The sequence below is a fragment of the Bartonella schoenbuchensis R1 genome (assembly GCF_002022685.1).
Classification (GTDB): Bacteria; Pseudomonadota; Alphaproteobacteria; order Rhizobiales; family Rhizobiaceae; genus Bartonella; species Bartonella schoenbuchensis.
Map to the genome: position 1 here is coordinate 1,435,001 of NZ_CP019789.1, position 17,987 is coordinate 1,452,987.

Annotated in this window: 13 protein-coding genes and 5 pseudogenes; 6 read left to right on the forward strand and 12 right to left on the reverse strand. The window is 38.6% G+C overall.

Going from position 1 to position 17,987, the window contains the following annotated elements:
• Nucleotides 1-233 precede the first annotated feature (233 nt).
• A pseudogene (locus BscR1v2_RS06415) lies at nt 234-2,251 on the forward strand (M23 family metallopeptidase).
• Nucleotides 2,252-2,573: 322 nt separating this feature from the next.
• On the opposite strand, the gene BscR1v2_RS06420 reads toward BscR1v2_RS06415, so the two are convergent.
• The 3 genes and pseudogenes from BscR1v2_RS06420 to BscR1v2_RS08520 all read right to left on the reverse strand — a co-directional run bounded on the left by BscR1v2_RS06420 (nt 2,574) and on the right by BscR1v2_RS08520 (nt 4,994).
• A complete protein-coding gene (locus tag BscR1v2_RS06420; protein ID WP_078690334.1) occupies nt 2,574-4,004 on the reverse strand; it encodes a sensor histidine kinase in 1,431 nt (476 codons plus the stop codon).
• A gap of 226 nt (nt 4,005-4,230) precedes the next feature.
• Complete coding sequence (locus tag BscR1v2_RS06430) at nt 4,231-4,785, reverse strand: RNA polymerase sigma factor (RefSeq protein WP_010704272.1); 555 nt, start codon at nt 4,783-4,785, stop codon at nt 4,231-4,233.
• 6 nt (nt 4,786-4,791) lie between these two features.
• A pseudogene (locus BscR1v2_RS08520) lies at nt 4,792-4,994 on the reverse strand (NepR family anti-sigma factor).
• A 163-nt stretch (nt 4,995-5,157) separates the two neighbouring features.
• Between BscR1v2_RS08520 and BscR1v2_RS06440 the strand changes: the two are divergent.
• The 4 genes and pseudogenes from BscR1v2_RS06440 to BscR1v2_RS06455 all read left to right on the forward strand — a co-directional run bounded on the left by BscR1v2_RS06440 (nt 5,158) and on the right by BscR1v2_RS06455 (nt 8,176).
• A pseudogene (locus tag BscR1v2_RS06440) lies at nt 5,158-5,950 on the forward strand (response regulator).
• Nucleotides 5,951-5,970: 20 nt separating this feature from the next.
• Nucleotides 5,971-6,989 (forward strand): annotated as a pseudogene (locus BscR1v2_RS06445) (sensor histidine kinase).
• A 328-nt stretch (nt 6,990-7,317) separates the two neighbouring features.
• Entirely contained in the window at nt 7,318-7,623 is a 306-nt protein-coding gene (locus BscR1v2_RS08355; protein ID WP_078690134.1) for a hypothetical protein, read from the forward strand.
• A gap of 82 nt (nt 7,624-7,705) precedes the next feature.
• Entirely contained in the window at nt 7,706-8,176 is a 471-nt protein-coding gene (locus tag BscR1v2_RS06455) for a hypothetical protein (protein WP_418214930.1), read from the forward strand.
• 12 nt (nt 8,177-8,188) lie between these two features.
• On the opposite strand, the pseudogene BscR1v2_RS08575 reads toward BscR1v2_RS06455, so the two are convergent.
• The 3 genes and pseudogenes from BscR1v2_RS08575 to BscR1v2_RS06475 form a co-directional block, all read right to left on the reverse strand.
• A pseudogene (locus BscR1v2_RS08575) lies at nt 8,189-8,897 on the reverse strand (DUF4167 domain-containing protein).
• 858 nt (nt 8,898-9,755) lie between these two features.
• Nucleotides 9,756-9,971 (reverse strand): hypothetical protein, encoded by a 216-nt coding sequence (locus tag BscR1v2_RS06470; RefSeq protein WP_078690137.1) that lies wholly within the window; start codon nt 9,969-9,971, stop codon nt 9,756-9,758.
• A 204-nt stretch (nt 9,972-10,175) separates the two neighbouring features.
• On the reverse strand, nt 10,176-10,664 hold the full coding sequence (locus BscR1v2_RS06475) for an enterotoxin A family protein (protein ID WP_078690138.1): 489 nt from the start codon (nt 10,662-10,664) through the stop codon (nt 10,176-10,178).
• Nucleotides 10,665-11,141: 477 nt separating this feature from the next.
• Here BscR1v2_RS06475 and fdhE point away from each other — a divergent pair, with 477 nt between their 5' ends.
• Nucleotides 11,142-12,047, forward strand: coding sequence for a formate dehydrogenase accessory protein FdhE domain-containing protein (gene fdhE / locus BscR1v2_RS06480; protein WP_078690139.1), 906 nt, complete (start codon nt 11,142-11,144; stop codon nt 12,045-12,047).
• Nucleotides 12,048-12,539: 492 nt separating this feature from the next.
• On the opposite strand, the gene BscR1v2_RS06485 is transcribed toward fdhE, so the two are convergent.
• From BscR1v2_RS06485 to BscR1v2_RS06515, 6 genes are all read right to left on the reverse strand, one after another.
• Nucleotides 12,540-12,986, reverse strand: a complete 447-nt coding sequence (locus tag BscR1v2_RS06485; RefSeq protein WP_078690140.1) for a hypothetical protein — start codon at nt 12,984-12,986, stop codon at nt 12,540-12,542.
• An 809-nt stretch (nt 12,987-13,795) separates the two neighbouring features.
• Entirely contained in the window at nt 13,796-14,458 is a 663-nt protein-coding gene (locus tag BscR1v2_RS06490) for a lysozyme (RefSeq protein WP_078690141.1), read from the reverse strand.
• A 71-nt stretch (nt 14,459-14,529) separates the two neighbouring features.
• On the reverse strand, nt 14,530-14,796 hold the full coding sequence (locus tag BscR1v2_RS06495; RefSeq protein WP_078690142.1) for a hypothetical protein: 267 nt from the start codon (nt 14,794-14,796) through the stop codon (nt 14,530-14,532).
• 364 nt (nt 14,797-15,160) lie between these two features.
• A complete protein-coding gene (locus BscR1v2_RS06505) occupies nt 15,161-16,144 on the reverse strand; it encodes a phage tail protein (RefSeq protein WP_078690144.1) in 984 nt (327 codons plus the stop codon).
• Nucleotides 16,141-17,265, reverse strand: a complete 1,125-nt coding sequence (locus BscR1v2_RS06510) for a tail fiber domain-containing protein (protein ID WP_078690145.1) — start codon at nt 17,263-17,265, stop codon at nt 16,141-16,143. The genes BscR1v2_RS06505 and BscR1v2_RS06510 overlap by 4 nt, the downstream gene beginning before the upstream one ends.
• Nucleotides 17,262-17,720, reverse strand: coding sequence for a hypothetical protein (locus BscR1v2_RS06515; protein WP_078690335.1), 459 nt, complete (start codon nt 17,718-17,720; stop codon nt 17,262-17,264). The genes BscR1v2_RS06510 and BscR1v2_RS06515 overlap by 4 nt, the downstream gene beginning before the upstream one ends.
• Nucleotides 17,721-17,987 lie beyond the last annotated feature (267 nt).

Sequence of the window (17,987 nt, forward strand, 5' to 3'; positions counted from 1 at the left end):
TAAAGAATAGTGCCTTCTAAACAATAAATTGGCTTGTGATATTTTTATATAAACTTGTATTTTCGTTAGATGAATTGCATTCTTATCTTTCGTTGCTTTATACAAAGAAGAGTCTTTTCTTTCAATGAAAAGGATGTACGTTTGCTGTACGATAATTTGTAATACTGTTGTAAAAACAACTCAAATTTACTAGCTTTTGACGTTGGAATATTTAAAGAATACGATGAAACTCTATGTGGGATAACCAATATCAAAAAAAGATCCTGGGCAAGAACATGCTCTTGTCGTCAAACGCTTGAAACCTGGTCTTAGACAAGTTTCTTTGCGTTGGCTTATAGGAACTATTCTGACTGGATTGGCATCTTATATTCTTATGGCCATTGCACTTTTCACAGCTTTAGAGGGGCAGCAGCAACTTATCACCCCGTTACAATGGTTCAATGTTGATGCAGATATCCCCGATTTTGATAGAAACAAAAGTGACCGTATTGCCCCCACACGCGTGCGTCAAAGCTTTGATAGTAAGCGTCAATTTGAGTTATCAATTCTCCAAAACAAAGGCGATGCAAAGATTATTGAAACACAGAAATTTGAGTGGATTCGCATGGCCTTGGCAGAAGAGCGCCCTCATCAATATACCTATCCTCAATTTGATGCTTTAAGCATGTTTACCAGAGATTGGGAAAAACAACCCCCAACCCCCCTAGGAAGTGGGCAAATTTATGGAGCAAAAACGCAAACAAAAATGACCTTACGTAGTCGTAATTTCATTGTTAATGAGATTAATTTTGATGGTACAGATACGTTTACTGATGATAAAGCGCAACAAGAAATACAAAACGCTGGATTAGCAGTGGACACAAAAAATGAATTTCTTTCAATTCTCACATTGGGTGAGCTTTTAAAGGCAAATAACTTATCATCTACCCTTAAATTATCAGACAATCCTGAAGTGCGTATTACCCAAGAAAATCTCACTGTTTCATCTCAAAAAAACCGAATCGACTTTACAAAAAATTATGTTGAAGACATTATCCCCGTTCATAAAAAACAAACAATATTGGAAATACTTCAAGAATTTGAATCTGATTATAACACAGAGCAAATTGAACAAGTTGCACAAGCTTTAGCCACATTGAACAATTCAGATTTTCTAAAAGAAGAAAGTCTCTTACGCCTTGGGATCGTCACGCAACATGGTGAAGAAGACCACATTGTGCGGGCGAGTATTTATCGCAAAAAATATCATGTTCTCACAGTTGCTTTAAATGATGACAATCAATTTGTTGAAAGCACAGAGCCAGAAATGTCTCCTATTCTTCAAACTGCGTTCCAAAATGGCCTTTCCCATTCTTTAATTAACGCCGGGCGATTGCCAACAGTTTATGATGCCATCTATCGTGCTGTTCTTAGCCACGATATGTCACCTTCTGTCTCACAGCGCCTTATTCGCCTGCTCGCAACCAATATTGACATGAAAAGCCGCATCACACCAACTGATCAGCTTGAAATATTTTATGCTGTACCCAAAGAAAACAGCAATGAAAAAGACAAAAAAAGCACACAAAGTGAGCAACAGAGCCAAAACACTCAAGAAACCCCCATTAATCAAGAATCACCCATTAATAATGTAGATCCTGAAATTCGCTATATCAGTGCCACTTTTGGTAATGTAACCTATAAATATTATCGTTATCAATCTAAAGACGGCAGCGTTGATTATTATGATTCAGAAGGAAAAAGTTCAAAGCCTTTTCTGCTCCGCAAGCCTACTCCAAATGGCACTTTCGGCTCGCCCTTTGGGCCACGCAAACACCCTATTTTAGGCTATGTGCGCATGCATACTGGGGTTGATTGGATCGCACCAAAAGGATCACCCATCATTGCCGTTGGTGATGGTGTTGTAACCAAAGTGGGTGTAGCCAATGGCTATGGAAACCATGTAGTTATTCGACATGCCAATGGTTATGTGAGCAGTTATGCTCACCAAAATAATCACGCACCAGGCATTAAACCAGGGGTGAAAGTCCGGCAAGGGCAAGTAATTGGATATGTTGGATCAACTGGGCTTGCAACGGGGCCTCATTGCCATTTTGAAATTATTGTTAACGGCACAAAAGTTGACCCCATGCGCATCCGCATACCCAACAGTAAAGAATTGCTCAATCAAGATCTGCAAACATTCTTGCGAGAAAAACGCAATATTGATTCTTTAATCAATAGCACCACAAAATCAACCAATGATTCTTAAATAAGGCTTTAAGATTCCAATGATTAGAAAAATGCTTAAACACACTTTTTCAATTTTTAAAAACCATAAAAAGAGTAAAAGAGCTTATACAAACAAAACGCTCAAATAAGCATGTTAAAAGCATATATAGAGAAAAATATATAAAGAAAATCAGGTCATACAGAAAAGCGCTTAAAAACACATAAAGGGAAATATTTTAAAACCTCCATAAAAAGCAACGCTTGGCTTTCCCTTACCTTACACAAGGAACAACACAAATAAAGTAAAGTAATATATAAAATAAAGTAGCATAAAGGAGAGAGGAACCATTTTAATAGCACCTTTAACAGACAGATGATGAATCCTTTGTGCTACGGGTTTTCAATTTTGGCAAAGGAATGATCACCTTTGTTCCACCTAAATCAGATGTTTCAAACGATGGTTTTTCACCAAACTGCATACAAAGTTGTTCGATAACCAAATGGCCAAGGCCTGCTTTTTCTTCTAAATTTTGGCTGTTGATGCCCACACCATCATCTTCAACGATCAAGATCATTTGATCATTATCTTGAGGAATAAAAGAAACATAAATATTTCCACACCGTTGGTCGGGGAAAGCGTGTTTTAAAGCATTTGTCAGCAATTCACCAAGAATAATCCCAAGTGTTGTAGCATCTCTTGATGATAATTGACACTCTTTGAAATCTGTATGAATGGTGATATTTTCGCGCAATTCAAGGGGCACCGCCAATTCAACATCATGAACAACTGAACTTAGAAATTCAGCCACTAAAGTTGTTTCCATATCATCACACAAACGCAAACGTCGGTGTGCAGTAGAGATTGTTTGAATACGATCGCGTGCAGCACCAAGAACAGAACGCACTTCTGCATTTTTGCTTCGATTTAATTGCAATGCAAGCAAAGAAGATACTGTACTGAGCGAATTTCCAATGCGGTGACTTGCATCTTGCAAAAGCATTTCAACACGCTGGCGTTCTTTTTCAGCATGGTTGCGTGCCTTTTCCAATTCTTGCGTTCGCTCTTTCACACGTGCTTCAAGAGCAGCATTTTCGCTATGAAGCAACAATTGATATGTTTTTAAGTAACGAACATCACGACGAAATCGGTTAATCACAAAATAAGCTGAAACAAAAGTGCTAACAACAGCAACAATTGCTGCCAATGTTAAAGCAGCACGCATCATAGCTATGTCTTTGCGTTGTTTTTGCCGTGTAGCATTATCACCATTGATAAAATTTGTCATTAACTGAGCTAAACGTGCAACTTGAAGTTTTGAAATTTCAGGAGAAGATGGCAGCCTAACTGATGAATCGCTAAAAGAATCGAGAGAAACCATATGCGCAATCATAATGGCTTTACGCGCTTCGACTTCTTTTTTAAAAGCGTTAAACCATTCATACCATTGCGGCTTGGAATAGACAATAAGGCTAGTATACTCAAGAATATCATCAAGATCACGAGCTGCATTTGTAAAATGGGTTTTATCTTCCTCCCTGCGGTTACTTTCATAGCGACGGTCGGCTGCCGCCATATCAATTAAATTAATCAATACCAAATCAGCTTGTTCTCGCAATTGTGAACTTGTATTTAACCGTGCAACTTCCCGATCCACTGCGTTGGATAACAACATAATAAAGATTGCAGCTAAAAAGGCCATCAAAAGAGAGATGATAATTGCCACCCACCGCCAACGTGTAATCGTTGAACCAGAAGAAGATATTTGAGGAAGAAAATCCGTCTGTGTTGTCATAGAATTTCCATCAATAAACCTGACAATCATCATTCTTCAGTGTATAGGAGAAGGGTTTTTCTGATCATTGATATAAAAACCCTGGCAGATACCTGGTGCAGGCCTTTTTTATTTTTCCAAAAAATGCAGGCTAAATCGTTTAGAAGATCCTCCAAGTGATGATTTCCTGTAAAAGTTGTAATGGAAAGACAAAAAACAAAGCTTTTAACCATCATGGTGACGCTCTTTAACTATTAAATGAGCACAATGTACTTCCAGCCGAATAAGCATCGGGGCCATAATCGGATTCACCATCTACCTTGAGAAGTTCTTGCAAACGATTGCGCGCTCTGCTGACACGGCTTTTAATTGTCCCCACAGCACAGTCACAAATAACTGCAGCATCTTCATATGAAAAACCAGACGCACCAATTAAAATAATCGCTTCCTTCTGATCAGCAGAAAGCATGTCTAAGGCCTTTTTAAAATCTTGCAAATCCAACGATCCATATTGAGCAGGGTGAACAGCTACATTTTTAGACAAAAGGCCATCACTGTCTTGAACCTCTCTACCTCTTTTGCGCATCTGACTGTAAAATTCATTACGCAAAATGGTAAAAAGCCAAGCTTTGATATTTGTACCCATTTCAAAACTGTCTTGCTTAGCCCATGCTTTCATAATAGTGTCTTGGACAAGATCTTCTGCCTTATCGTGCTTACCACTTAAAGAAATAGCAAAAGCGCGCAATGCCGGCAGAATCAAAAGCAATTCTTGTTTAAAATTTTTCGTACCCGTCATCATAAAGGATCAAACCTCTTCTGCGCTGTTTAAAGAGGCGCGTTCTGCTTGATCCAATCTTTCCAAAAGTTCTAGAAAACGAACAGGAATAGCTTCTTCCTGAATCCCCATATAAAATTGGCGCAATTTTAGAACAATCTCGCTGTTAACACCAAAAAGATTATCGCCAAGCGCAGAAGGATCGGTGAGATTTTTTCACCACAGTCGTTCATTTTTCAGTCCCTTAACCCATATATTAACTCAAAGAAGATTTTTCTCTTCATGGTTGTAAATATAGTTGCGCTTAAAAAGTTCCATATGAGGGAAGGAACTTTTTCGTATGTTGGGAATTTTAATTTTCAAAAGCGCTTTTAAAGACAGAAGGAGTTATCAATCATGTCATTATCAATGCGTATTGCCCCACATCTTCCTTATCTTCGACGTTTTGCAAGGTCTGTTACAGGCAGCCAATCGTCTGGTGATGCTTATGTAGCAGCAATGTTGGAAGCGCTTATTACCGATATCTCCATTTTTCCAAAAGCATCAAGCGATCGCATTGGAACCTATCGGCTTTTTTGCCACCTTTTTGATCAAACCACGCCCAATATCGCCGAGCCATTGCCGCAATTTGGTCTTGAACAAAAGGCAAATGCAAAATTATCATACCTTACACCGCGTGCACGCCAAGCATTTTTGCTGATTGCTGTAGAAGGCTTTAATGAGCGTGAGGCAAGCGAGATTATGAATATTGATGCACAACAGTTTCACCAATTTCTCAACCAAGCATCTATCGATATTTCAGCACAAATAGCCACACAAATTATGATTATTGAAGACGAACCCCTCATTGCGATGGACATTGAACAAATGGTGGCAAATCTTGGCCATCAAGTTGTGGGATTGCACGCACCCGTGATGAAGCTGTTGTTATGTATCATCAAAAAAAACCTCGGATGGTTTTAGCCGATATTCAATTGGCAGATAATAGTTCAGGTATTGATGCGGTTAATGACATCTTGAAAAATGACCACATACCTGTAATCTTTATCACTGCTTTTCCAGAAAGATTGCTGACAGGGGAACGTCCTGAACCGACTTTTTGGTCACCAAACCCTTTAATCCTGATATGGTAAAAGCACTTATTTCGCAGGCTTTATTTTTTCAAGAAAATGCTTCCAAAGCCGCATAATGGAAAGCAATATTTCAATTATGAGCATCAACCCTGTTTCTACTCTGCCTATGGACAGATCTCATCTCAGCGCCCTCATGCAGGCCATCCGCAGCGCTGATATTTGTGTTTTCTATCAGACAACAAATCTGATCCATTTATGGGCTGAAAACTTGCCTCAGCATTTGCACAATAAGTGGCGAGTGGGTTGCCGAGATAATGATTTTTTTTCACCTGATCTTGCCGATAATATGGAAACGATCAAATTGCAGGTCTTAGCCACTGGCAAAATGCAAACCATTGAAGTGCAATTTGAAGATATGGCAAAACAAGAAATTTGGTATAAATTCTCAATTGATTGTGACCGTAATGATCGTGGAGAAATTATCGGCGTGATCACGACTGGTGTTGAAATTTCAGGCCTGCGCCGACGCGAACAAGTATTGAAAATTTTGCTTAGAGAAGTCAGTCATCGTTCTAAAAATCTTTTGGCTATCATTCAAAGTATTGCTAGCCAAACTGCACGCTATACAGAATCTCTCCCAGTTTTTTGCGCAAATTCCAAGGGCGTCTACATTCTCTTTCCCATTCTCAAGATCTCATTACCGATTCCAACTGGCGTGGAGCACAATTTCGCGAATTGGTACAATCGCAAGCTTTGGGTTATCTTGTAAAAGAAATAAAGCGATTTTCCATTGAAGGTGCTGACCCTTACCTCTTTCCAAATGCGGCTTTGCATATTGGTTTGGCTTTTCATGAATTAATTGTCAATTCACTCTCTTTTGGTGCCCTGTCGCAAGAAAGGGGAAGTGTGTCTGTGCGCTGTGAAATCCACACAAATACCAATAAACCAGCAAACCTCTTAATTACTTGGCATGAAAATTTTGAACCCGGAACCACTCTTTCTGAGCACAATAAAGCCTGTTTTGGTAGTACAGTTTTAGAAAAAATTGTTCCCATTTGCGTAAATGGATCAGCCTCTTTAAAAGTAACAGAAGAAGGAGTGGTTTATTGTTTATCTGTGCCTGATACTTATTTTGATCTTGATACGTTTTCTTAAAGAACATTTCAAACACAAAGAAATATACAAAGCCCCCTCACCATTCCCGACATGATGAATGACTTTGATGCCCATCAATATCCATTGCACCATTTTTGAAGCAAAAATTTAAAGTTTGCACTACCAGTTTCTTTAAATCAAATCGATACAACCAATCCTCTTGGCAATAAATTTATGCCATTAAATTTACGCCATCACTCTCTTTAGAATAAATCGAGCTTTACTCATCTTTTGGAACAAACCAAATGTATAAGCGTTTAAGCTGCAAACCTCTCTTGTCAAAAGATTGCTTAAAGAAGCGATAAACATTTTTTCTAGAAAGTATTTTATGAACCCTATTGTTACCGTCCTGCTGCTTGTTTCATGTAACGATAATTTGAACAGCTGTTATTCCAATGACTCCATGGTGAAGTTCTACCCAACAGCACAAATATGTGAGCAAGATATTGTACCATCAATCAAGAAACTCACATCCGGGCAGCAAATTTTTGCCCAATGCACAAACATACCAATAAACTCAACTCAACAAAAAGTCTCTCTTGTTTGGTCTGTTACAAGCCAAGGCAATTTTCTGCTTCAAAGTCTCCATAACAACGATAACGAGCAAACAGATCTTAAAACAAACGCTTTGTGACTTCTTTCTTGTTTTTTAAAAACACTTATCCATTGTAAAAAAATCATTTAAAGCATAAATCCTTTAAGCTTAAAAAAGAACAATGGAAAAATGCACCATGACCTATAATAATACGCATGCTTTTCAAGAAAACCATAAAGAACCACGCACCCTGCCCCAAGATGAACCTTTAGATCCTGCAGTAGAACGGGTGAGAAAAAAACTCATGCGTTTAATGATCATATCCATTTCAATTACAATCATTCTTATTCTTTTTGTGTTGGCGGGCGTAATCTATAAAATTATAACACCTGAAACAGCCTCCAAACAAACAAAGCCTCTTGCCCTTCAAGGCGAGAACCTACCCTTTGCTCATCACACACTCTCACTGCCACCAAAAGCGCAAATCATATCGCAAAGCCTGTCAGACCATCACATCGCACTAAGAGTTTTAATGCCAAACGGGCAAACACATTTCATGATTTATAATTATCGCACAGGTGCTCTTATTGCAAATCTTGCCATGACAATGACACAAGAAACACCTCTCACAAAGCCTTTTCAAGCGCAATAAATCAACACAAGCTTAGCCTTTTTCCCCCACTGAACGCGTTGGAGTTGTTTTGCGTCTACGTGGCTTTTTTGATGCCTCTTCACCAGATAAAGGAAGGGAAGAAACTTTTTTTGCAGATTCATTCCTTTTTTCAGAAAGTGCCGCTACTTGAGACGACTCACCAGAAGAAGACTCTTGAGTTTGAGCATGACGACGTGGCAAACGACGCGATTTTTTGGCGGCTTCACCCCCCTCTTCAGCAGTTCGTTTTTTTTGTTCAACAGTTTCAGTTAATTCAGAACTCTTGGCTTCTGGAGCATCAGATGAGCGTATATTTTTTTGCTACCTTTTCGTCTTTCATTGTGTTTTTGTTGTTGCGTGTGCGTCACAGACTTTTCATCATTGCTATCATCTATTTTAATATTTTCAGCACCTGTTTCTTCGCAACTCTTCTCGCCATTTTCATCACACTGAACTAGTTGAGAGCTATATGCCCAACTGCTGCAAGGATAATACGTAAATAATGTTCAGCATGTTGCAGATAATTTTCTGACATAACGCGGTCACCAGCACCTTGTGCATCACGTGCAAGACTTATGTATTTATCAGCAATCTGCTGGGCATTACCACGAATTTTAACATCCGGTCCATTACTTTCATAATTACGGGACAATGGATTAGGGCCACGACGATTATTGTTATTATTACGATTGCGCACCCGTCTATTTTGCTGTGACCTCATATGTATCCCTTTTATATGTATTCCTCTTGGATTATATTTTTAATTGATTTTTCTCATCGCATTATTTCTTTAATAATGCTGATCATGTTTAAAATACGGTTATGAGACTATCCCCGTTTTATTTAACTTAAATGATATTGAATTGATATCATATCAAAAGCACATATTTTTTGAAAATCACCCAACACAGCAGGGAATATCTCAGCATAATTCCCAATTTGCCTGCTAATAAACAAAGAGCGTAACGATGTTCTCATAAAATTCCAAGTGTTTTTTTTAAAAAAAGCCCATATTTCTTAAAAAAAGTGATCAATCTTGTGGAAAAAAAGTAAAAACAAGCATAGTTTTTTCTAATGTTTTCTCTAACTTTCCTATTACCAACACTTCCCTTAAAGGCAGCACAAAACGCTGCCATTCCTACTCCTTGCAACCTCGCAAATGAGAGCGCCATTTTAAGATAACAAGCCAAAAATCAAGTGGATCACCCTTAACCACAATGCATTAAATGACCTTCTTTAACCAATGATGTAAAGGTTGCGCTTTAAGCATATTAAGGCTTGTATCAATTTTCACACACCATATCACGGTTTGTAACACCCTTATAATTACAAGCATAATCAAGAATATCAAGAGCCAAATCAAACAAAGAAAAAAGCATTTCTCGCTTTCTATTTTCACTGCTCATTGGCGTTTTTATATAAATTGTTTCTTGAGTTGATACAAAGCTAAGCAGTAGCTTTCTTGCAGTACACGCCACCCGCCATAAATTTTCTCTTTCCACCTAATTGAATGAACAATGAGAAGTTTTCCCGCGTTTCAAACTCTCTAGAGCACTCTCTAAAATTATAACTTGTTATATTATTTTAAACTAATGCTTAATACCGGTTTTACTTTCTTTCCATTTTTTCCATTATCCTTAAAAGTTACCACTACTGGCCTGTCCAGAATGAGTGCTGTTTTAGCCAAATCCATAATCATTTCTCCACGTGGATCATCACACTGCCATTCTCCTAACTCCTGTGTATATGGGCCATATGATACTGCTAACAGACACCGTGATCCTTCACTAATCATAACCCAATCTATATTGCCCCCGTAGCTCCATACGGTCCAGCGAAAGCTGTTCCTACCATTAAAACCATCATGCTTAAAAACAGGAATATTTTTTGTTTAATTTTCATAATAATTTTCTTCCTATACAATAAAATAAAATTGTTTTTTATTTCTTATGCAAGAACTATACTTATAATACTTATCTTTAAGAAATAATAGAAACTACTATTCAAAGTATAAAACATTGAACTTTCCACAATAATTCTTCTCAAAATTCTTGCGCTGATTTAATAAGAAAATAAAACGACCTCGATATACAACTAGCGGATTCGAACTATGGGTATCCTTGCTAAGCTTGATGTTTATCAGGAAAACCAATTCGTTGTGATTGTACACTTGATGATAAAAAACTTGCACATAATCACTTACTGTATCTAGATTGAGAATAAATGGATCAACATGCTCACAGCTTACTCTGCCCCATCCAATAATTTGATTCCACAATGAATAACACCAATCAACTCCTTCTCGTTCCTCCAAATGTGGGAAATATCCCCCTAATGATGCATTAACATCAATAAAATGAGGGGTAGCTTTAATAGGATAAATATAACCATTATAATTAAGGTCACTATTAACCCAACTCATCGCGAATCCTTGAGAAGTTATTGTTACAACATAACCGGAACCAAAGCCTGGCAGGCCAGCAGGCATTTCACGCACATAAATCCTATAAGCTCACGCACACGGATCTCATAAGTTGATATGTGGTGGCGGTTGATAGGCAATAAATAATCCACCCATACCCTTAAGATAGAAACCACCAGCCTTTTTACATTTTTAGGGTGATCAATAGCTGCCCGATATAATTTCTTGTGCGTGAAATCTTCAATAACTTATTATGTGTGAATCACATAACCAATGGTGTTACTTAAGTAATACTTTCCTCACAAATTGAAACTTTTAGTGAAACTCTTTAATTGTGTTATAAATATGATCACTATATAATGTGGTTTAGTCAGTGATTCATCATAAGACTTAGTACCCAATAAAATCATGATGCATACTGAAAATCAGCAGTGGTTTCTTAATGTAAATTCTAGAGTGCTAAAAAACGCACTTATAAAAACACACTTAAATGATGAAAAAAGAAAAGCATAAGCGTTCAAATAAACAAGGGGAATAATTATCATGCTACAACGCAATACTCTTTTAGAAAAGAAGAGCGAGAGTAATGCTGTTCACCCCTCCCCTTGGGTCAAACTACCTGACAGGGAAACTTTGTTCGAAAAGCGTGCACATCGTTTTATGCATTTAGCCACAACCAACCCCAATAAAGAGGATCTCTTATTTTGGGCTCATTTTTGCAATGCACAGCAACAATTAACAAACACATTTAAAAATTTTTCCACAGCACTTAGCCGTTTTACGATGGTGTCTACCCCTCCTTTTGATCGATCAAAAATATTGAGCTTAGGATTTTATGATAGCGTTGTGCATAATTTTTTAAACCATATTTCAACCAGCGCACTCCCTGTGAAATATCAAGAAGCTTTCAATAAAGCACAACAGCAGCAAGACCAATGGCGCTTATGGGGGCATAATCTGTTAAATCATCCGCTTTCCCATCAACATTTAGCAGAACATATTTTCATCACCGGTGCTTTGCAAATTATCTATTGCCTCACCTCTTCACAGCTTGATCCTCAAACACTGACCCCACAACAAAATAACCTTTGCCCAGCCTGTGCAGGTACATACCTGGTCAACATCGTATGTGACTGGAAAGGGGAAGAAAAACCACAGCTTTGTTCTTGCCTTTATTGTGGCACATTATGGCGCTCTGCACATTTTCAATGCACTGTTTGTAACGCAGCACACAGTACACTTCATCATAAGTATGAAAAAGATCCAAAAAACATTCTACTAGACAACATTCTCATTGAAGCCTGTGAAGTGTGTAGACATGAACACGACGACAATCAATTCAACCAACACGAAAATTCATCTCTCAATGTTTGTGCTCATGATAATGAGCAAACTCATCCCAGATTTTTTCTTGAAAACTCACTCTCATTTGAAGCAGAAGAACTCTAACCCTTTTAAAGCTAAAAAGCACAAACGGTTAAGTGTTCCCCTTTTCTCAACCATCTCATTTGCATCAATAGAAAGTGTTCACCTTGCACCTCTTCATGGCCGTTGCACTATCACAGCCATCAAAAATTAAAATATCAAAACACCTGGCATCTTTTAAAAAGATTTTTATCCCAAAACAAACGCACCACCTTGTAAAGAAATGGTCCACATATCAGTGCACTTCCTAATATAAAAAGCCCAATAATCATTTTAAAAAAACAAGCAAAAGATAAGCCTATAATTTTTTATGCTTCAAGCCAGCCTTTTTACTTAACTAATATTCTTTAAAATAAACATTCACTTACAGCATTATTTAAAAAACTAGCGACTCTCACTCACCATGCCTACCACTTAAAATTAAGCAGCTTAAAATTAAATTGAGCAATACTCCCCTTGGCTCACACATCTGCCTTTCATCGTATTTTATATGTTCTCAATTCTTCATTAAATAATCTAAAAATGATTGCGCACTTTATTACTACTTTCATCTTGTTCATTGATTAAACAATCCCGTAAGAGAAAATAATTTCCATCCCCCGGTCTGATCATTTTGATACATTTTTCCTTTGAGTTATCAGAGACCTCTTCCCACATTTCGCGAACTGTAAAATAGGCTTCACTCTCTGAGCGCAAGCAGCGTGAATAAACCTCACCCCTTATATCAGGCAGAACCGAAGCAGCAATTTCTTTACAATAAATGTACAAATCAAATTCCGGAATAACGAGCTTAACAGGCGCATGCTGTGGAACCTGTTTTGTGGAAAAAAAGTGATCAGCAATTTTTTGAACTGCAAGATAAAAAATCAACAAACACAAAAAAAATGCAAAAAGAACAACAGCAATCTTACGATATGCTTTTCTACGATAATACCTTAACCTTGTTTGGATTTTTTTGTCCATGAACTGTCTGCCTTTAACCGACTATGGCAAATTTTAATCGATCATGGCAATTTTTGAACAGTAAATAGTGCGACGAGCATAACGATCCATAAAGATCCATGAACAATCAATCGCATTATGAATTGTCTTGCACCAAAAAGCAATCACTCGTTCTATAAAGCCACCGCCCTTTTCATAATCAAGAGAAGATAAAGCTTTAAATTATTCTGTAGCTCTTTTAAGTATCCTCAACCTTTTTTACTCATCATTTAATGAAACAAGCGTGCACTCCCCATTTTCTCTCCATCTTCTTGTAGGACCCACTCTCTTTTTAAAAATGGCAAATATACATAAAGAATATAAAAACACCACTAAAGACATTGGTGCATATTTTAAAACCCTATAAAGATCAAAGATAGCTTGTCTTAAACACCATATCACCTCACCCATCTAAATCAAATTCATCGTTTGTGCTATCTATGCTTTGCCAACATCTTTGCATTTGATCAAAATGGTTTGTGCCCACAAATCCAGTGTGACAATAACGACTCTGTTTGAAGCAAATGTGCTGGCTTGTTAGTGAGAGGTGGTTTCATCCAATCTGCGCAAGACAGTGGATCATTCATTTGGCACCCCGCCAAGAAAACAAAAAAGAAAACGACAGACATGAAAGAGAGAAAGCAAAAAAACTTCATCATTGATTTTCTCACGTTTAAAAAGCCAACATGGTTTGGATAAGCATTTTTATCTGCTCAAAAGAGCGTTCATAAAAAAAGCCTCATACGAGGCAACAATACAAACAACAACCAAGCTCTAATAGAATAACAAGGTCACAATTTTTCTTCTTTTATCCGAGAAAGATACACAAAAACACCTACCATCATCGCGATAATCATAATGGCTGCTAAAGCCCATTGTACAGGCCCATATCCGGTAAAAAGCCCTGTTACACCTGAAAAAGCCCCAATGACTGGTGCTAAAAACTCTGCTGTCAAAATAGAAACACCGCTTGTAGCTTCCACCGCTTGATAATTGGAACAAACATAAGCCCCTTTAGCCCACAACCCCGCTTCAGCAGCACGTCGGTGTACAAGGCCTTGCAAGCGTTGCCCTTCTGATTTTGTCCATTTTTGCAATTCAGCCGGCACAGCTTCATAATCACCTTTATTGAGCTTTCTTAAAAGTGCAGAGTTACAAAAAGCGCTTGTTCCCACATTATAGCAAAAGGAAACAAGAGCTGCGAATTGCTCATCGGTTAAAGGTTGAGAAACCGCCTGTTCAACCGTTTGTTCAAATTGCGCTAAATCTTTTCGCAAAATGGCTTCTGCTTCATCTTTTGTGATCTTCATACCCTTTTGTACAACGGGCGCACCCGCCTTGGTTGTGTGTCCATAACCAATTGCCCACACATCCATGGCATCTCGGTAGGCTTCCAAACGCAAACCTTCCCATTTTTTAATCAACTCTAACCCTTCGTTTGATATTGTCCGCATTTTTTAATCCTTAAATTTCTCCCAGGCGTTAATGTTCACCACCTCAGATTATTGGCCAACACACAATTGCCTTATGCCTTGCTTTTAGTGCCTCTGTTTTCATTGTCCTGGAGAATTGTCGTCAATTGTTCTTCTAAAGCACAAACACGCTGCAACAACTGTGCAGTAACTTGAGTATTCCTTTTATCTTCACGCCTCATTTCTTGCTGCATTTCTTGCTGCATATTTTTTAAAAGAGCATTTAAAGGAGCATGGCCCATCCTTCCACTTGCATAAAGAACCAAGCGAATATGTTCAGGATCATCAATATCAGCAATAGAAAATGGAAAAAGTGCCATTTCGTTCTCTCATCCTTTTAGCGCTAAAAAACAACTCTTTTGGAAAATGCTTAAAATGCTCACAAACACAAACCAGCCACCCAACCACTCAAGTCAAACAAAGAAGCTGCCCAAACGTTTAAACAAACCAGAAACCCCTCAACCCAACCGTTCAAACAAAACATACATCCCTCCTCTTTCGCAAAAAAAGGAAAGAAGCCTTCAAAATACGGGCCTGTCATTTTATCAAATGAGGGTGTCATCCACCAATTTTCTGTATGGCCTAATATCTTAATGGAAATAGTGCATGAAAACAGTGTGGTGAAGAATCTTCACATATTTGCAATATATTTAAGTTCTCATACCTTTATTGGGTTCTCATACCTTATACCTTAATGGCGTAAACAACTGCAACATTGACAGGGCGTATTTCAGGACCACCTGTTTTATTGATTGTAAATGTGTGCGTGTGAGTACCCGCAGGCTTTGTCAAAACCCGCTTCTCATAACTATGATATCTGGGCAAAGCACTTCCTTTAGCCGCATCCACCGTGAAAACTTGTTCTGCAAATTCATGCTTATGCTCACCCGCACTATCAATTGTTCCTGTATGCGTATGAGATTTAATGGCATCATTTTGCCTGCTTCCTAAAACGCGGTCTTTATCAATCCCTCTTTGACTATCAAGCCCACGCAAAAACATTCCACGTAAATCAGGTACATTAAACGTAGTGCTTTCATCACCGCTGCCCCATGTTTCACCAATGGCTGCAAAAAGACTTGCATAATCCTTGCGCGAATAAGCTTTACCATCACATAAAAGCCACCCTTCAGGAATTTTTTCCATAGCAAAAGTCGCAATAAAACCTGATGGAAAACTACTTACTGGTTTTGGAGCAGCCGCAGGTGTGGGATTGGTTAAATACCACCCATCTTTATCTTCTCCATCAATACCACATTGATAAACAAGTTCATAAAGACCGTTCTTTCGAATCTCTCCACCACTTAAAGGCACCAATCCATTTGGTGTTACCTTATAAACAGGCTGAGCAGGCAATTGATTTAACACAACACTTGTTGTTTTAGTATTAGCCTCTTGCGCCTTAAAGCGAACAACAATATCGTTCTGATACTCCTTAATAGGAGACTTAGTAACCAGATGAATAGATGTTTCATTCCCATCTTTTTCTGTGGTAAATTTTGCCTCAATTGCCCCGCCATTATCCGTTAAATATTCTCTAATACGTTGCATCATTGCACGCGCACTATCATTGACTGAGCTTGGTGGTTGTCCTTCTGCCCAGTTAATGATGTCATCAGCACGTGCATTTTCGTGCGCAACCAGCGACCAATCATAAATCGAACTCATAGAGCTTGTCCTTCTTGCACCAAATCAATACCAGAAAAAAGGGGAGATGAAGGGGAAGAGTGGTTACTTTCAGCTGGTGTAACTTTTTCCATCTCAAAGCCAATTTTATCATAATCGACATACAACAACTGTGTTTTGTCATCCATATGAACAGCATCAGGCTTCAAACGCACCAGATCTTGCGCCATCACCCCACGATAACGCTGAGGATCTCCTTTATAATTAAATTCATAAAGTGGGTAACCATTCTTCTCCCCCACAGACACGATATTGTCTTTAACTCTGGCATCAGAAAGGCCCATAATGCCACCAATTAATCCAAGCACTTGCTGTGCATCACGTAAAGGATCTTTGGTAACTGAAGGCACTGTCACACTCTGCCCTGTCTGAGTACCATAATTTCCAGCTGCTGTTGTACCCACTTTTAGCAACTGCTCTAATCGATTCCACGCCTGATTGTCTTGTTCCATCCATTTTTCGCGCTCAACATCCAAAGCATGCTGGTTATTGGCATCTTGCACCATACCACCCTTTAAAGCATTGCTTTGAGCATTACTTTGCCCTTGATAGAAGTTGTTTGCAGCATTAATCTGATTTTGCGTAGCCTTATCAATCATCTGATTGGCATTCATCATATTGAGCACATCTTGATTATATTGTTGTGCTGCTGCATTTGTTGCCAAAGCTCCCAACTCATCAGTTAACACACCAGTATGCGCCCCAGAACCATAGCGCCCAGCGCCTGCCATAGACTGATTAACAGCATCAGAAGTTTTAGAAAGTGCATTGTCCAGCGCATCATTAAATTTGCTATTGTTTCCAATCCAACCACCACTTGCCATATTGCTAAGATTTTGTTGACTTTGCGTGGGGCTATTTAACAACTGATTGATCATTGGGTTGTTAAACTGGTTGGCAGCATTTCCCAACCCCTGGATAGCATTGAGCGTTGCATCACTCAAACCGGCATGGCGATCACCTTCATAAACATTTCCTCCAATACCTTGATTATATAAATCAAGAGCATCAGAACTTGCTTGTTGCAAAATACCTTGCGACCATACCGGTGGAGCATTTGTTTGTGTTGTTGTTTGAACTTGCGGAGTTTTTCGTCTACTCATAGGGTGAGAACCTTTCTATAATGAATAAGATTGATAGCATGCCCACGTTGTCTAAGCATTTTAGACCACCCAAACCTTCCCATAGTCAGCATTTCATCAGCGTGAATTGTTCGAGCCCATTTTTCAATTTGATCAATTAATTTGACCAATTTCAGCCCGCCCTTTCCAGCCAGGTCTAAAATGACAACGCGTTTTTTCCCAGTGTGCGTCATTTCAATTTTAGTGATCACGAAAGCACTAAATTGAGTTTCATTTTTTAAGATCAACCATAATTGTGCTTGTCCACCAGCAATCTCTTTTGCAATAGTGTCCAAACACACATCATCAGGAAACCGCTTGGCATATTTTTGCATCGCCGCATTAATAGCCTCTTGATAAAGAGCTATTTTTTCCCACGGCCATTGATTTGTAAGATGAATAGAATATAAATTTTGACTGTCTTGTTGAGCAGTCACATTTTGAGCTTTTTTACCCTTTTGGCAGTCAATCTTAACATCTTTTCGTCCAACTGCCTTCACCATTTGTTGCACTTTCCTCCAACATCTTCTACCCATCCATCCGCTCCCACACTCTTGTCTGCCCACTCGCCAGCCCATTACTTGCCCACTTACCAATCCCTTACTTTCCTACCCGCCAGCTCCTTACTCACTCACCCGCACTTTTTTCTTGCGCACCGGCACTTTTGTCTGCCTACTCGCCAACCCATTTCTTGCCTACTCGCC

Bases quoted from the DNA above. Each gene is read 5' to 3' on its own strand.
- BscR1v2_RS06420 (WP_078690334.1), bottom strand. From the start codon at position 4,004: ATGACAACACAGACGGATTTTCTTCCTCAAATATCTTCTTCTGGTTCA.
- BscR1v2_RS06430 (WP_010704272.1), bottom strand. From the start codon at position 4,785: ATGATGACGGGTACGAAAAATTTTAAACAAGAATTGCTTTTGATTCTG.
- BscR1v2_RS08355 (WP_078690134.1), top strand. From the start codon at position 7,318: ATGAACCCTATTGTTACCGTCCTGCTGCTTGTTTCATGTAACGATAAT.
- BscR1v2_RS06455 (WP_418214930.1), top strand. From the start codon at position 7,706: ATGGAAAAATGCACCATGACCTATAATAATACGCATGCTTTTCAAGAA.
- BscR1v2_RS06470 (WP_078690137.1), bottom strand. From the start codon at position 9,971: ATGATTAGTGAAGGATCACGGTGTCTGTTAGCAGTATCATATGGCCCA.
- BscR1v2_RS06475 (WP_078690138.1), bottom strand. From the start codon at position 10,664: ATGCCTGCTGGCCTGCCAGGCTTTGGTTCCGGTTATGTTGTAACAATA.
- fdhE (WP_078690139.1), top strand. From the start codon at position 11,142: ATGCTACAACGCAATACTCTTTTAGAAAAGAAGAGCGAGAGTAATGCT.
- BscR1v2_RS06485 (WP_078690140.1), bottom strand. From the start codon at position 12,986: ATGGACAAAAAAATCCAAACAAGGTTAAGGTATTATCGTAGAAAAGCA.
- BscR1v2_RS06490 (WP_078690141.1), bottom strand. From the start codon at position 14,458: ATGCGGACAATATCAAACGAAGGGTTAGAGTTGATTAAAAAATGGGAA.
- BscR1v2_RS06495 (WP_078690142.1), bottom strand. From the start codon at position 14,796: ATGGCACTTTTTCCATTTTCTATTGCTGATATTGATGATCCTGAACAT.
- BscR1v2_RS06505 (WP_078690144.1), bottom strand. From the start codon at position 16,144: ATGAGTTCGATTTATGATTGGTCGCTGGTTGCGCACGAAAATGCACGT.
- BscR1v2_RS06510 (WP_078690145.1), bottom strand. From the start codon at position 17,265: ATGAGTAGACGAAAAACTCCGCAAGTTCAAACAACAACACAAACAAAT.